This is a genomic window from Bradyrhizobium sp. Kon37, assembly GCF_055807535.1.
In genome coordinates this window covers 422,228-434,474 of record NZ_JBVVOY010000002.1, presented here as the reverse complement: position 1 = coordinate 434,474, position 12,247 = coordinate 422,228, and the positions used below count along the sequence as shown (strand labels likewise).

The following is a 12,247-nucleotide window of genomic DNA, read 5'->3' as shown; positions in this document are numbered from 1 at the left end:
ACCCGTCGCTCGGAATGTCGCCGCATTTTGCTGTTTTGCGGTGCAAATTAACCCTTCCGGGGCGCTCAATCGACGATAAACAGCGTCGCCCCCGTCGCCGTCGAGGACCGGTGCGCGGCGTCGCCGAAATCCGAGACCTGGTAGCTCATCCCCGCCGTGAGCTTGAATTTGCGGCCGTCGCGCAGCTCGCTGTCGAGCTCGCCCTGCAGCACGTAGAGCACGTGGCCGCGGTCGCACCAATGATCGGCGAGATAGCCCGGCGAATACTCGACCATCCGCACCCGGAGATCGCCGATGTCGAGCGTGCGCCACTGCGCTTGCCCGGTCTCGCCGGGATGGATGGTCGGGGTGACCTTGCTCCAGTCGGTGACGGTGAAGGGGGAGGTGGGGAGCTTCATCTGGAATCCTGTGTCAGAGCCGGCGCCGGTGTTGTTAGCGTATGTGCTCGCCACAGTCTCCGTCATTGCGAGGAGCCCTTGCGACGAAGCAATCCAGACTATCTCCGCGGACAGATTCTGGATTGCTTCGCTACGCTCGCAATGACGGGGACAAGCTAGTGCGCCGGATGATTCGCCGATCCCTGCACGATCTTTCCGGCCGCATTCACCCGCAGATATTCGCAGATCCGCTTTCCCCGCTCGTTCTCGTAGAACACCACCACGCTATCAGGGCTGACGAACAATTCGATCAGCGAGAAATGCAGCTCCGGCAACAGGGCGAGCGCCTTGCCCCAATAGGCGCGCAACGCATCCTTGCCGCGCACGGTGCCGCTTTCATCGAACCCCAACACGGGGATGCGGTCCGAGGTCATCACGGCGTCCTCGTCATAGAGCGTGAGCACGCGCTCGAGATCGCGGGCGTTCCAGGCCTCGACCCAGGTACGGCCGAGCGCGGCGAGATTCGACGACTGATGATGCTGTGGCATGACGTTCTCCCTGTTCGGCCCTTGGTGAGTGACGGGCCTATATTAGGTCAATAATACTTACCTATATCGATTTGTCCATGCCCAAAGAAGAATGTGGGCGCGCGGCCCGCGCGGTTGCGGGAAAAGCCCCTGTCGCGTATCTGCTTGCCATGACAGCAGCACAGACCGACCGCTCCGCGTCGACGCCCTCGGTGGCCTCGGCGCATGACAAGATTCTCATCGTCGACTTCGGCAGCCAGGTGACGCAGCTCATCGCGCGTCGCGTGCGCGAGGACGGCGTCTATTGCGAGATCGTCCCGTTCAACAAGGCCGAACAAGCCTTCAACGAGATGAAGCCGAAGGCGGTGATTCTCTCCGGCGGCCCTGAATCGGTGCATGAGGCGGGCTCGCCCCGCGCGCCGCAAGCGATCTTCGATTCCGGCGTGCCCGTGATGGGCATCTGCTACGGCCAGATGGCGATGGCGGAGCAACTCGGGGGCACGGTCGAGGGCGGCCATCACCGCGAATTCGGCCGCGCCGATGTCGAGGTGAAGGCGCCGAGCAAGCTGTTCGAGGACGTCTGGTCACCAGGCGGCAAGAACCAGGTCTGGATGAGCCATGGCGATCGCATCACAAAGATGCCGCCGGGCTTCTCGGTCGCTGGCACCTCGCCGAACGCGCCGTTCGCGATCATCCAGGACGAGACGCGCAAATATTACGGCCTGATGTTCCACCCCGAAGTGGTGCACACGCCCGACGGCGCCAAACTGATCCGCAATTTCGTTCGCAAGATCGCAGGCCTGTCCGGCGACTGGACCATGCGCGCCTTCCGCGAGGAGGAGATCGCGAAGATCCGCAGCCAAGTCGGCAAGGGCAGGGTGCTCTGCGGCCTGTCCGGCGGAGTCGATTCCGCGGTCGCGGCCGTGCTGATCCACGAAGCCATCGGCGAGCAGCTCACCTGCGTGTTCGTCGATCACGGCATGCTCCGTCTCGATGAAGCCAAGACCGTGGTCGATTTGTTCCGCCACCACTACAACATCCCGCTCGTGCACGTGGATGCCTCGAAGCAATTTCTTGGCGAGCTCGAAGGCGTCACCGATCCCGAAACCAAGCGCAAGACCATCGGCCGCCTCTTCATCGAGGTGTTCGAGGCGGAGGCCAAGAAGATCGGCGGCGCCGACTTCCTGGCGCAAGGCACACTCTATCCCGATGTGATCGAGAGCGTCTCCTTCACCGGCGGCCCCTCGGTGACGATCAAGTCGCACCACAATGTCGGCGGTCTCCCCGAGCGCATGAACATGAAGCTGGTCGAGCCCCTGCGCGAGCTGTTCAAGGACGAGGTGCGCAAGCTCGGGCGCGAACTCGGCCTGCCCGAAATCTTCGTCGGCCGCCACCCGTTCCCGGGCCCCGGCCTCGCCATCCGCTGCCCCGGCGACATCACCCGCGAAAAACTCGACATCCTGCGCAAGGCGGACGCCGTCTACATCGACCAGATCCGGAAGCACGGCCTCTACGACGACATCTGGCAGGCGTTCGCCGTGCTGCTCCCCGTGAAGACGGTAGGCGTCATGGGCGACGGCCGCACCTACGACTTCGTGGTGGGCCTGCGCGCCGTCACCTCCACCGACGGCATGACCGCGGACTTCTACCAGTTCGACATGAAGTTTCTCGGCGAGACCGCCACGCGCATCATCAACGAGGTGAAGGGCGTGAATAGGGTGGTGTATGACGTGACCAGCAAGCCGCCTGGGACGATTGAGTGGGAGTAGTTTTTAGAGACCAAGGCATGCTGATGCGCGCCGCGTTGAAAGTGGTACTGGCCGCAATGTTCGCTGTGCCGGCTGCGGGGGCTCTGGCGAAGTCTCCGGACTGCGCGAGTTGGCCCACGAACATGGCTCTCGTGCACCTCAAGAACGCCGGCCTGATCGATATCCCATCAGTGATCGAGGCGCAGACCAAGGCCGTTCGTCTCGCATCCGAAAAGATCGGCAAAGACCTCTACCAGCAGGTTTACGACATCACCTTTCACACCAGGGATGGCAAGACGATCGAGGTCATCACGAAAAACCAGGCATCAAGCGAGGAATGCTCGATGAGCGGCGTCGATATCTACGTGGTCTCGAACAAAATCGGCGGGTCGGCAGAGCTGCCATCTGCCGGCACGACCAAAAAATGATCCGGCTGCACCGAAAGCTCAAGTCTTGCAACTGGCCGCAGCAGTCGCGTAGGGCGGATTACGCTTCGCTAATCCGCCCTACGACCTCCGTCACGGCTTCACGAACCGATACACGAAGCGATCGGTCTTGCCCTTGATTGCGGGATCGAACACCTTGATGGTGTGCGGGTCGTCCTTGTTCGCGAGCAGGGTGCTTTCCGCATCCAGGACGAAGCCGGCTGCCTCCACCTCCTTGCGGACGGATGCAGGCTCGATCCGATGCAGCGACTGCGCGTCGCTCGTGCCCGCACCGAGCGCGGCGGCGTGGTCGATGATGACGTAGCACCCGCCGGGCTTCAGCCGCTCGTAGACGGCGCGATTGAACTGGGCCGCCGTCGCGCCCCTGGCCTGGATCAGCGCGGTGTGGAGATCGTGGTAGAACAGGTGCAGCCACAGGACGTCCGCAGGCTGCGTGGCCTGCGGCATGGCCACGAGGTCCGCCGAGACGGCTTCGATGTTCTCTCGACCCGGCTCCCTTGCAAGCGTCTGGATGCGACCGAGCGGATCGTTCTTGAAGTGGGCGACTTCGGCCGGCACGAAGCTGTCAACCCGTCCTTCGCCTCCCACGATCTCGAAGAAGAGACGGGTCCAGTCGCCGTCGCCGGGGTAAATGTCGATGACGGTGGAGCCCGCGTTTACGCGTGCGAACCGGATCAACTCGGCTAGCTTGGATTGGTCGTACATCTGGATCTCCTTTACGGTCGGGCATTCGACGCGCGCGCGGCTCGCGCCAGTGCTTGCGTGTCGACGTACTCCCGGATGTTCGTCAGTTTGCCGTTGCGAACGGTGATGGCGAAGACCCAGTCGTCCTCGAATGTCTTGCTCGTGGCTTTGATCTTTCCCTTCGCGAAGCCGACGACCAGGACCCGGTCTCCTTGCGCGACGAACTCCCGGGGTTCGGTGGACGTTTCGACCGACCTGGATGCCGTCTCGAGCAAATTCGTCAGCCCGCCGTGCCCGCGATGCGTTCCGGCCAGCGGCCAGTCCTCGCCGGGGATGATCCACTCGATGTCTTCGCTGACCAGCGCCAGCAGAGCCTCTTTGTCGCCGCGGCCGATTGCGGCGAAGAAGTCCTTCACGGTCTGGATGTTCTTGTCGGTGCTCATAGTCATTTCTCGATGTCACTCGGATCGGATCGCGCGCGATCCGATCCCGTGTGTCGTATCCCCAAGGGTGGGGACATCGTGTTCGTCAGTCGAACTTGACCAGATCCTTGAAGATCAGGTGGCCCCAGCTGTTTCCGCGCGCCTGCACCAGCAGTCCGCCTTCCGAAAGCCCGCCGAGTTTGATCGGCGCGAAGCCGAGACTTTCCGCAAGTGCGCCGATCTCCGCTGCCGCAGCGTCATCGTCGCTCGCCAGGAACACGACTCTCCTGCCGCCATGGACGGCCGGATCCTGGCCAAGCACGGCAGCGCCCAAATGGTTGAAGCCCTTGACCAGTCGACCGCCGGTGAAGGCTTGCGCGAGGGCCTTGGACGAAGGTTGTCCCCCGAGTTTCTCAGGCGGCACGCCGTAGGCATTGGTCACATCGACGATGGTCTTGCCCTGCCAGGTGGGCAGCGCCTTCGCGACATCCTGGTGCGACTCGAAACGGACCGCCAAAAAGACGATGTCCGCCTTGACGGCGTCCGCCAGTCTTTCGGGAATGATCGTGGGTCCGATCGCGGCCGCGGCGGATGCAAAGCTTTCCGGGTCGCGCGTGGTTGCAACGGATACTTCGATGCCATTGCGGGCAAACGCCCTGGCCAGGGCCTGGCCGATATGGCCGAAGCCGATAATTGCGTAGCTCATGATGTTTCTCCGATCTTCTGTCGATGGCGCGGTCAGACCTGCGCCATGCCGCCATCGACGGCGAGATCCACGCCGGTGATGTAAGAACTTTCATCGGAGGCGAGGAAGGTGACGGCAGCCGCGATTTCCTCCGGCTTGCCCCTGCGACCCATCGGCACCTGTGAAGCAAATCCGGCGGCGGCTTGCTCGGCTTGCTCGGCCGTCAAGCCCGTCGTTGTTTCCAGGGCAGGGGTCTCGGTTGGTCCGGGGCTCATCGTATTCACGCGGATTTTGCGGTCCTTCAGCTCCAGCGTCCAAGCGCGCGAGAAGCTGCGCACCGCCGCCTTGCTCGCGGCGTAGACGCTGAACCCCGGCAGCCCCTTCACGTTCGACACCGAAGAGTTCAAGATGATCGAACCGCCGTCCCTAAAGAGGGGGAGGGCCTTCTGCACGGTGAAGAACAGCCCCTTCACGTTGACGTCGAAGGTCTGGTCAAAATGGGCCTCGGTAGCCATCGCGAGCGGTGCGATCGTTCCCGCGCCCGCGTTCGCAAAGAGAATGTCGATGTGACCGTGTTTCTCTTTCACGACGGCGTAGAGACGGTCGAGATCGTCCAGGCGCGACACGTCGCCGATGACCGTCGTAACGTTTGTCTTGATGATGCCGTGGCCTCCTTCAGCTCCTTCTCGCGTCGTCCGGTGATCACGACATGCGCACCTTCGTCCACGAAACGCTTGGCTGTGGCCAATCCAATGCCGCTGCTTCCGCCGGTGATGATGGCGATCTTGCCTTCGAGTTTTTTCATGATGTTTTCTCTTTCGTTGTGTGTGGGCCAGGCGCGGGACCGCGCCGGGGTCAGAGTTGCGCCAGGCCGCCGTCGACGGCGACTTCGCTGGCGGTCATGAAGCTGCTGTCCGACGAGGCGAGAAAGGCGGCCACGGCCCCGATCTCCGAGGGATCGGCCATGCGCTGCAGCGGAGTCATCGCGGCGAACACCTTCTGTCCCTCTTCGCCCAACGCTTCCTTCGCGAGTTCGGTTGCGGTCGCCCCGGGCGACAGCACGTTGACGCGGATGCCGCTGCCTTTCAGGTCCTCGGCCCAGGTCCGCGCGAGGTTGCGCACGGCCGCCTTGCTTGCGCTGTAGGCGCTCATGGCCGGCGCGCCCGTGGTGCCGGCGCTCGATCCGGTCAGGATGATCGAGCCGCCCCGGCGCATCAGCGGCAGCGCCTTCTGCACGGTGAAGATCGTCCCCTTCACGTTGGTGTCGAAGGTTTCGTCGATGTGCGCGGCGGTGATCTTGCCGAGCGCAAGCTGGCTTCCCGCGCCGGCATTGGCGAAGACGATGTCGAGGGCTCCGCGCTCGGCCTTCACCGCTGCGTAGAGTCGATCGAGGCCGGCCTCATCCGAGACCGAGCCCATCACCGCGCGGGCATTGGGGCCGAGGGCGGTGACAGCCGCATCGAGCGCTTGCTGCCGGCGGCCGAAGATGAAGACAAAGGCGCCGTCCTCGATGAAGCGCTTTGCCGCGGCGCGGCCGATGCCGGTCGCGCCACCCGTGATGACTGCAACCTTGCCGTCGAGCTTTCCCATAATTTCTCCTGTCGTGGTCGGGACAGCATCTGCCCCCGAGGTCCCCGAGATAGGTCCGCCGGCGTCAGGCGTTGAGTGCGGAAGCGCGCACATCGGTGGTGCGAAATCGATCCGGCCGGACGAGCGACGCCAGCCGCGACGAGCGGTGTCCGCCGTTCGGAATGGGCCCTGCTGGCCGGAACCGGCTATGATGATCGCCCGTACTGCGGTACGAGGCGTTGGATGGGACTTGAAAGGCGCACCGCGCGGTGCGGGATTGCACCATGATCGACTGGGATGACGTTCGCTACTTTCTAGCCGTTGCGCGCGGAGGCTCGGTGCGGGCCGCCGCCGAGGCGCTCGGCGTGAACCACGCCACCGTGCTGCGACGCGTCGCCCAGCTCGAGGAACGCCTCGCCGTCCAGATGTTCGAAAAGCTGCCTTCGGGCTACCGCCTGACCGCTGCGGGCGAGGAGGTCCTCGAATTCGCCGACCAGATGGAAGCCTCGTCACACCAGCTCGAGACGCGCGTGTTCGGGCGCGATCAGAGCGTGCGCGGGCGTCTGCGGGTGACGCTGGCGCCGCCGATGGCGACACATTTGCTCATGCCTGATTTCGCCGATTTCGCGCGTCTGCATCCCGACATCGAGATGGATATCTTGTCGTTCGGCGAACTTGCAAACCTGACCAACCGAGAGGCCGACGTCGCGATCCGCGTCGTCTACGACCGCAAAACCCTGCCGCAAAATCTTCACGGCATGAAGGGACCGGAGCTGTTCGGCGCCGTCTACATGTCGCGCGACAGACTAGCCGCGTGGCGTGCCGGCGCGCCTGATCCCATCCGCTGGATCGTCATCAGCATTCACGGCATCCCGGATTGGGCCAGCGCGGGTGAGGTCCGCACCACGGGCGTTCCATTCAGGGTCACGGACGCCGGGGCGCAGATCGTTGCTGTCCGGCAAGGGCTCGGCATCACGACGCTGCCGTGCTTCGTTGGCGATGCCGACCCGCTGTTGGTGAGGGTGCCGGGCAGCGAGTTGCACATGTACGGCACGGTCTGGCTCCTCACACAGGGCGAGACACGCAAGACCAAGCGCGTGCGGCTCTTCACCGAGTTCGTATCCCGCCGGCTCGCCGCGTACGCGCCGCTTCTCGCAGGGCTGTCGGTGGCGCGCGACTGACGCGCGGCAGGTCGCTCCATTCGGATGCCGTCCGCTGGTCGGCCGGGAATGCCTTGAAATACAAGCCGTCCTCCTATATGACTACTGTAGTCATATAGGTGAAAGATGCGAGAGATTCAGCTTCGTGACGCAAAGGCCAACCTCTCCGCGGTCATCGATGAAGCGGTCGATGGCAAGCCCGCGATCATCACGCGTCACGGTAAAAAGCAGGCGGTGCTCTTGAGCTACGAGGAGTGGCGGCGTCTGTCGCAGGTGCCGAGCTTCGGGCGCCTGCTGATGGCGGCCCCCGTGAGGGCCGGCGATGTGCCGACGCGCAATCGCGCCAAGCTGCGCAAGACCGATTTCTGAGACGTGTACCTCGTCGATACCAATGTCATATCTGCCGTCTCGCCGAACCGGCCGACGCCTGCGGCACTCGTCGAGTGGATGGATGCGCAATCCGCCTCCTTGTTCTTGTCCGTCGTGACGATTGCGGAGGTTGAGGACGGGATAGCCAAATTGCGACGCGAGAAAGCCACGCGCAGAAGCAGAGATTTGGCCCAATGGCTGGAAGCCGTGCTGCACCTGTATGAGGATCGAATCCTGGCGTTCGATACCCCCACTGCGCGGATCGCCGGACAATTGTCGGACCGCGCGCGCGGGCGGGGGCATTCTCCGGGATTTGCCGATATCATGATTGCCGCAACTGCGCGTCAACACTCGTTGACGGTCTTGTCACGCAACGCGAGGCATTTCCTGCCGCTCGGCGTACCCGTGCATGATCCCTTCGGCGAGCTGCCGCCGTCCTGATCATCGGGCAGGCATATGGAGGCCGGCTGCTAATTGGCTCCCCAGCTAATCCGTCCCCACCGAACCCTCCCGTCGCTGAGCCGCAATCAGCATCTCCACAAATGCCGTCACCTTGGGCGGCCGGAAACGGGCCGCGGGATACACGGTGTGGATGCCGCCGGATGGCAGTTGCCATTGCGGCAGGATGTGGATGAGGCGACCCGCCGCGAGATCGTCGGCCACCAGGAAATCCGGCAGCACCGAAAGGCCGCCGCCGGCGAGCACGGCCGCGAGCACGCCCGGCGTGGTGTCGATGGCGATGCTCGCCTGCAGGCGCACGGCGCGTCGATCGAGATCGCCGCGCGAAAACTGCCACAGCAGTGGCTCGCGCAGTGCCATGTTGGCGACGAACGGGAGCGTCGCGAGGTCGTCGGGATCGCGCGCGGCGGCGATCCGATCCGTGAACGCGGGAGCGCCGACCAGACATTGCCGGAACGATCCGATCTTGCGCGCCTGCAGGCTGGAATCGACCAGCCAGCCGACACGGATTGCCATGTCGATCTGGCCTGAGGCGAGATCGACCGTCTGATCTTCGAGCGTCAACTCCACGCGGCAGTTGGGATAGCGTGCCGCGTAGGCCGTGACGACGGCGACGACGACGGCGGTGCCGTAGTCGTTGGGCGCCGTGATCCGCAATGTGCCGGTCGGCGCAGCGGCTGCCTGGGCGAGTTCGTCGAAGGCATCCTCCGCTTCGCGCAGGATCATGACGCAGCGCGCATGAAACATGCGGCCTGCCTCGGTCGGATGGACCCGGCGCGTCGTGCGCACGAGCAGGCTGGTGCCGAGATCGCGCTCCAGCTGCGCCACCTGCTGGCTCACCACGGCCTTGGTGATGCCAAGCCGCTCGGCGGCCCGCGTGAAGGATCCGGTGTCCACGACGGCTGCGAAATAGGCGAGGCGGTTCAGGTTCATGGCTCGTCCGGTCAGATCTATTGTAAGTCAATAGCATACATTCTGTTAATTTTGTTGATATTTATCTACCAATGTGCGCGTGCCACATTGCGGTCCAAGGAGATCGCCATGTCCGCGCCCATTCAAATCACCTACCTGTTCGATCCGCTCTGCGGCTGGTGCTACGGCGCCGCCACGCTGCTCGAACAGCTCGTCGGCCGGCCGGATTTCGCTGTCGAACTTGCGCCGACAGGCCTGTTCGCCGGGGAGGGCGCCCATCCGATGGACGATGGTTTTGCAGCCTACGCCTGGAGCAACGACCAGCGGATTTCGCGTCTGAGCGGCCAGCCTTTCAGCGAAGCCTATCGCCGCGATGTGCTGGGCGACCGCACGCGCCTGTTCGATTCCGGCCCGGCGACATTGGCGCTCACGGCTGTCGCGCTCACGGCGCCTGATCGAGCGTTCGCGGCGCTGAAGGCCTTCCAGCTCGTCCGCTATGTCGAGGGACGCGACAGCACGGACATCTCCGTTCTCTCGGACGTGCTGCGCGCGATGAATTTGCCTGAGGTTGCCGCGCGGCTGGCGAGCCCCGACGCTGCACTGATCACCGCCTACCGCGCGCGCCTCGAAGCGGCGCGTGCTGAGATGCGCCGGTTCGGCGCCAACGGCGTCCCGGCCCTGATCGTCGGGACGGGCCATGATCGCCGCCTGGTGCAAGCAAGCGCGCTGTTCGGCAGCCTCGACGTCCTCGTCGACGGACTGAAGGCGGCCTGAGCGCAGCGATCAACACAGACCGGACCATCCAGCTTTCATTTCGCGATCCCAGACCAGCACCAGGAGACCAACATGCCGACAAGGAGAACCATCATGAAAACCACTCTCGCCGCGGGCGCTGCCGCCATCTTCGCACCCGCAGGCCTCGGCCACGCCGCGGGCGGACTCACCTGGAAGCATTTTCCCGCAGGACCGAACGGCTTCTTCCGGGCTCCCGTTCTGGTGTCCGGGCCGAGCGAAGCCGTGCTGATCGATGGCGGCTTCACGCTGCCCGATGGCAAGGCTGTCGCCGACGCCATCAAGGCCACCGGCAAGAAGCTCACCACCATCTATATCAGCCAGTCGGACCCGGATTATTATTTCAGCCTCGGGGCGATCAAGGCTGTCTTCCCCGAGGCCCGCGTGCTCGCGGCGCCCGCGACATTGGCGGCCATTAACGCCAGCGTCGAAAAGAAGCTTGCCGTCTGGGGGCCGCAGCTCAAGGCGAACGGCCCGCAGGTGCTTGCCGATGTGGTCATTCCCGAAGCGTTCGACGGCAAGACGCTCAGCGTGGACGGCGAGACCATCGAGATCGTCAGCGCGGACGGCCTGGTCAACCGGCGCTATCTGTTCGTGCCCTCGCTCAACGCGGTGTTCGGCGGCGTGCTGATCTTCTCGGGCGTCCATGTCTGGACCGCCGACACGCCGACCAGGGAGCAGCGCGCCGCCTGGATCGCCAATCTCGAAAAGATCGCGGCGCGCAAGCCGGCGGTCGTCGTCCCCGGCCATCTGTCGGTGGATGCAAAGACCGATCTGTCCGGGATCGAGCACACCATCACCTACCTCAAGGCGTTCGACGAAGAGCTGACCAAGGCCAAGGATTCCGTGGCGCTCAAGGCGGCGATGGAAGCGCGCTTCCCCGGCCTCGGCATGGGCGTTGCGCTCGACATCGGCGCCAAGGTCGCCACCGGCGAGATGAAATGGGGCTGAGATGGGGGCGAACCTCGACCTGATCCGCGCCACCTATGAGGGATCGTCGTCGGAAGAGAACGGCCGCAACTTGCTGGCCGCTCTCGCTCCCGATGCCGCATGGACCGAAGCGGAAGGCTTTCCGTACGCGGGCACTTATGTCGGACCCGACGCGATCATATCAGGCGTGTTCCGGCGTCTCGCCGCCGAATGGACCGGCTACCGCGCCGATGTTCACACCTATCTCGAAGACGGCGACCGTGTCGCCGCCTTCGGCGTCTACTCCGGCACCTACAAGGCGACGGGCAAATCCATGCGCGCGACTTTCGCGCATCTCTATCTGCTGAAGGACGGCAAGATCGCCAGCATGACGCAATATGTCGACACCGCGATGGTGCAGAAGGCGCTGGAGCCTGCTGGCCTGTAACAGCGGTATGATGTCGGAATCTAGGAGAGGGGAGCCCGCGACATGCGGGCTCCCCTTTTTCGTTCCGGCGTCTGCTAGATCTTGATGAAGTTGTGCGCGGCCAGCGCGCCGAAGGGCAGGGTTGCCAATCGTCCGCCGACGTCGAGCGAGCCCAGATCGACCGGGAAGAAGCCGGCGCCTTCGATGAGCTTGCGGACCTCGGCCTTTGCGGCAGCGTCATCGCCCGAATAGAACAGGACGTGCCGGCCACCCGCCACGTCCGGATTCGACAGCGCCGCGACGTCGTTATGGTTGAATGCCTTGACGACGCGGGCGCCCGGAACGAACTGGCTGAAGACGTCGCTCGAATGCTTGTCGCCGAGATCGACGGCCTTGATGCCGTAGGCCGCGAGCGGGTTGCTCGGGTCCTTCGCATCCGCCGAGTTGGGATCGAGGAATTCTACCGGATTGGTGGCGTCGATGACGATGCGACCGTTCCAGGTTGGCAAGCGGCTGAACACCTTCTCCACATCAGTCCAGCGGACGGCGGCGATGACGATATCGGCGCTTGCTGCCGCTTCCACGGTGCCGGCCTTGATCGAGGGGCCGAGCTCCTGGACCAGAGACGCGAGCGATTCCGGTCCGCGGCTGTTGGAGATGGTGGCCGAGATGCCCTTTTTGGCGAGAGCGCGTGCGAGGTTCGAGCCGAGGGCGCCAGAACCGATGATACCTATACTCATGATGGACTCCAGTGAGGTGAG

General features: G+C 64.1%; 16 protein-coding genes and 1 pseudogene. 8 read left to right on the top strand and 9 right to left on the bottom strand.

Annotated elements, in window-relative coordinates; translation table 11 throughout:
* Window positions 1-65 precede the first annotated feature (65 nt).
* Together AC0L3J_RS06390 and AC0L3J_RS06385 are read right to left on the bottom strand one after the other, a co-directional pair.
* Window positions 66-398: a DHCW motif cupin fold protein gene (locus AC0L3J_RS06390; RefSeq protein ID WP_473346451.1), complete on the bottom strand. Its 333-nt coding sequence runs from the start codon at window positions 396-398 to the stop codon at window positions 66-68.
* A 155-nt stretch (window positions 399-553) separates the two neighbouring features.
* Window positions 554-925, bottom strand: a complete 372-nt coding sequence (locus AC0L3J_RS06385; protein WP_473346449.1) for a nuclear transport factor 2 family protein — start codon at window positions 923-925, stop codon at window positions 554-556.
* A 149-nt stretch (window positions 926-1,074) separates the two neighbouring features.
* Here AC0L3J_RS06385 and guaA point away from each other — a divergent pair, with 149 nt between their 5' ends.
* Together guaA and AC0L3J_RS06375 are read left to right on the top strand one after the other, a co-directional pair.
* On the top strand, window positions 1,075-2,673 hold the full coding sequence (gene guaA / locus AC0L3J_RS06380; RefSeq protein ID WP_473287463.1) for a glutamine-hydrolyzing GMP synthase: 1,599 nt from the start codon (window positions 1,075-1,077) through the stop codon (window positions 2,671-2,673).
* Between the two features lie 17 nt (window positions 2,674-2,690).
* Window positions 2,691-3,080 carry a hypothetical protein gene (locus tag AC0L3J_RS06375; protein WP_473346448.1) on the top strand — a complete coding sequence of 130 codons (390 nt, stop codon included), beginning with the start codon at window positions 2,691-2,693 and terminating at the stop codon, window positions 3,078-3,080.
* Window positions 3,081-3,170: 90 nt separating this feature from the next.
* Here AC0L3J_RS06375 and AC0L3J_RS06370 read toward each other — a convergent pair whose 3' ends face one another.
* The 5 genes and pseudogenes from AC0L3J_RS06370 to AC0L3J_RS06350 all read right to left on the bottom strand — a co-directional run bounded on the left by AC0L3J_RS06370 (window position 3,171) and on the right by AC0L3J_RS06350 (window position 6,479).
* The gene (locus tag AC0L3J_RS06370; protein ID WP_473346446.1) at window positions 3,171-3,803 is read right to left on the bottom strand and encodes a class I SAM-dependent methyltransferase; all 633 of its coding nucleotides are present in this window, start codon (window positions 3,801-3,803) and stop codon (window positions 3,171-3,173) included.
* Between the two features lie 11 nt (window positions 3,804-3,814).
* The gene (locus AC0L3J_RS06365) at window positions 3,815-4,225 is read right to left on the bottom strand and encodes a nuclear transport factor 2 family protein (RefSeq protein ID WP_473346444.1); all 411 of its coding nucleotides are present in this window, start codon (window positions 4,223-4,225) and stop codon (window positions 3,815-3,817) included.
* Window positions 4,226-4,310: 85 nt separating this feature from the next.
* The gene (locus AC0L3J_RS06360) at window positions 4,311-4,910 is read right to left on the bottom strand and encodes an NADPH-dependent F420 reductase (protein WP_473346442.1); all 600 of its coding nucleotides are present in this window, start codon (window positions 4,908-4,910) and stop codon (window positions 4,311-4,313) included.
* Between the two features lie 32 nt (window positions 4,911-4,942).
* Window positions 4,943-5,694: pseudogene (locus AC0L3J_RS06355) on the bottom strand (SDR family NAD(P)-dependent oxidoreductase).
* A gap of 50 nt (window positions 5,695-5,744) precedes the next feature.
* Complete coding sequence (locus AC0L3J_RS06350) at window positions 5,745-6,479, bottom strand: SDR family NAD(P)-dependent oxidoreductase (protein ID WP_473346441.1); 735 nt, start codon at window positions 6,477-6,479, stop codon at window positions 5,745-5,747.
* Between the two features lie 263 nt (window positions 6,480-6,742).
* Here AC0L3J_RS06350 and AC0L3J_RS06345 point away from each other — a divergent pair, with 263 nt between their 5' ends.
* The 3 genes from AC0L3J_RS06345 to AC0L3J_RS06335 all read left to right on the top strand — a co-directional run bounded on the left by AC0L3J_RS06345 (window position 6,743) and on the right by AC0L3J_RS06335 (window position 8,428).
* Window positions 6,743-7,639 (top strand): LysR family transcriptional regulator, encoded by an 897-nt coding sequence (locus AC0L3J_RS06345; RefSeq protein WP_473346439.1) that lies wholly within the window; start codon window positions 6,743-6,745, stop codon window positions 7,637-7,639.
* Window positions 7,640-7,744: 105 nt separating this feature from the next.
* Window positions 7,745-7,987, top strand: a complete 243-nt coding sequence (locus AC0L3J_RS06340; RefSeq protein ID WP_473287200.1) for a type II toxin-antitoxin system Phd/YefM family antitoxin — start codon at window positions 7,745-7,747, stop codon at window positions 7,985-7,987.
* Window positions 7,988-7,990: 3 nt separating this feature from the next.
* Window positions 7,991-8,428: a PIN domain-containing protein gene (locus AC0L3J_RS06335; protein ID WP_473287199.1), complete on the top strand. Its 438-nt coding sequence runs from the start codon at window positions 7,991-7,993 to the stop codon at window positions 8,426-8,428.
* 45 nt (window positions 8,429-8,473) lie between these two features.
* Here AC0L3J_RS06335 and AC0L3J_RS06330 read toward each other — a convergent pair whose 3' ends face one another.
* Window positions 8,474-9,379, bottom strand: coding sequence for a LysR family transcriptional regulator (locus AC0L3J_RS06330; RefSeq protein ID WP_473346437.1), 906 nt, complete (start codon window positions 9,377-9,379; stop codon window positions 8,474-8,476).
* Window positions 9,380-9,487: 108 nt separating this feature from the next.
* Here AC0L3J_RS06330 and AC0L3J_RS06325 point away from each other — a divergent pair, with 108 nt between their 5' ends.
* From AC0L3J_RS06325 to AC0L3J_RS06315, 3 genes are all read left to right on the top strand, one after another.
* On the top strand, window positions 9,488-10,132 hold the full coding sequence (locus AC0L3J_RS06325; protein ID WP_473346435.1) for a DsbA family protein: 645 nt from the start codon (window positions 9,488-9,490) through the stop codon (window positions 10,130-10,132).
* A gap of 72 nt (window positions 10,133-10,204) precedes the next feature.
* Window positions 10,205-11,101 carry an MBL fold metallo-hydrolase gene (locus tag AC0L3J_RS06320; RefSeq protein ID WP_473346434.1) on the top strand — a complete coding sequence of 299 codons (897 nt, stop codon included), beginning with the start codon at window positions 10,205-10,207 and terminating at the stop codon, window positions 11,099-11,101.
* Between the two features lies 1 nt (window position 11,102).
* Window positions 11,103-11,507, top strand: coding sequence for a nuclear transport factor 2 family protein (locus AC0L3J_RS06315; protein WP_473346432.1), 405 nt, complete (start codon window positions 11,103-11,105; stop codon window positions 11,505-11,507).
* Window positions 11,508-11,581: 74 nt separating this feature from the next.
* On the opposite strand, the gene AC0L3J_RS06310 is transcribed toward AC0L3J_RS06315, so the two are convergent.
* Window positions 11,582-12,226: an NADPH-dependent F420 reductase gene (locus AC0L3J_RS06310; RefSeq protein WP_473346430.1), complete on the bottom strand. Its 645-nt coding sequence runs from the start codon at window positions 12,224-12,226 to the stop codon at window positions 11,582-11,584.
* Window positions 12,227-12,247: the final 21 nt, after the last annotated feature.

Bases quoted from the DNA above. Each gene is read 5' to 3' on its own strand.
- AC0L3J_RS06360 (WP_473346442.1), bottom strand. From the start codon at position 4,910: ATGAGCTACGCAATTATCGGCTTCGGCCATATCGGCCAGGCCCTGGCC.
- AC0L3J_RS06350 (WP_473346441.1), bottom strand. From the start codon at position 6,479: ATGGGAAAGCTCGACGGCAAGGTTGCAGTCATCACGGGTGGCGCGACC.
- AC0L3J_RS06385 (WP_473346449.1), bottom strand. From the start codon at position 925: ATGCCACAGCATCATCAGTCGTCGAATCTCGCCGCGCTCGGCCGTACC.
- guaA (WP_473287463.1), top strand. From the start codon at position 1,075: ATGACAGCAGCACAGACCGACCGCTCCGCGTCGACGCCCTCGGTGGCC.
- AC0L3J_RS06325 (WP_473346435.1), top strand. From the start codon at position 9,488: ATGTCCGCGCCCATTCAAATCACCTACCTGTTCGATCCGCTCTGCGGC.
- AC0L3J_RS06330 (WP_473346437.1), bottom strand. From the start codon at position 9,379: ATGAACCTGAACCGCCTCGCCTATTTCGCAGCCGTCGTGGACACCGGA.
- AC0L3J_RS06370 (WP_473346446.1), bottom strand. From the start codon at position 3,803: ATGTACGACCAATCCAAGCTAGCCGAGTTGATCCGGTTCGCACGCGTA.
- AC0L3J_RS06390 (WP_473346451.1), bottom strand. From the start codon at position 398: ATGAAGCTCCCCACCTCCCCCTTCACCGTCACCGACTGGAGCAAGGTC.
- AC0L3J_RS06365 (WP_473346444.1), bottom strand. From the start codon at position 4,225: ATGAGCACCGACAAGAACATCCAGACCGTGAAGGACTTCTTCGCCGCA.
- AC0L3J_RS06340 (WP_473287200.1), top strand. From the start codon at position 7,745: ATGCGAGAGATTCAGCTTCGTGACGCAAAGGCCAACCTCTCCGCGGTC.
- AC0L3J_RS06375 (WP_473346448.1), top strand. From the start codon at position 2,691: ATGCTGATGCGCGCCGCGTTGAAAGTGGTACTGGCCGCAATGTTCGCT.
- AC0L3J_RS06320 (WP_473346434.1), top strand. From the start codon at position 10,205: ATGCCGACAAGGAGAACCATCATGAAAACCACTCTCGCCGCGGGCGCT.
- AC0L3J_RS06315 (WP_473346432.1), top strand. From the start codon at position 11,103: ATGGGGGCGAACCTCGACCTGATCCGCGCCACCTATGAGGGATCGTCG.
- AC0L3J_RS06345 (WP_473346439.1), top strand. From the start codon at position 6,743: ATGATCGACTGGGATGACGTTCGCTACTTTCTAGCCGTTGCGCGCGGA.
- AC0L3J_RS06310 (WP_473346430.1), bottom strand. From the start codon at position 12,226: ATGAGTATAGGTATCATCGGTTCTGGCGCCCTCGGCTCGAACCTCGCA.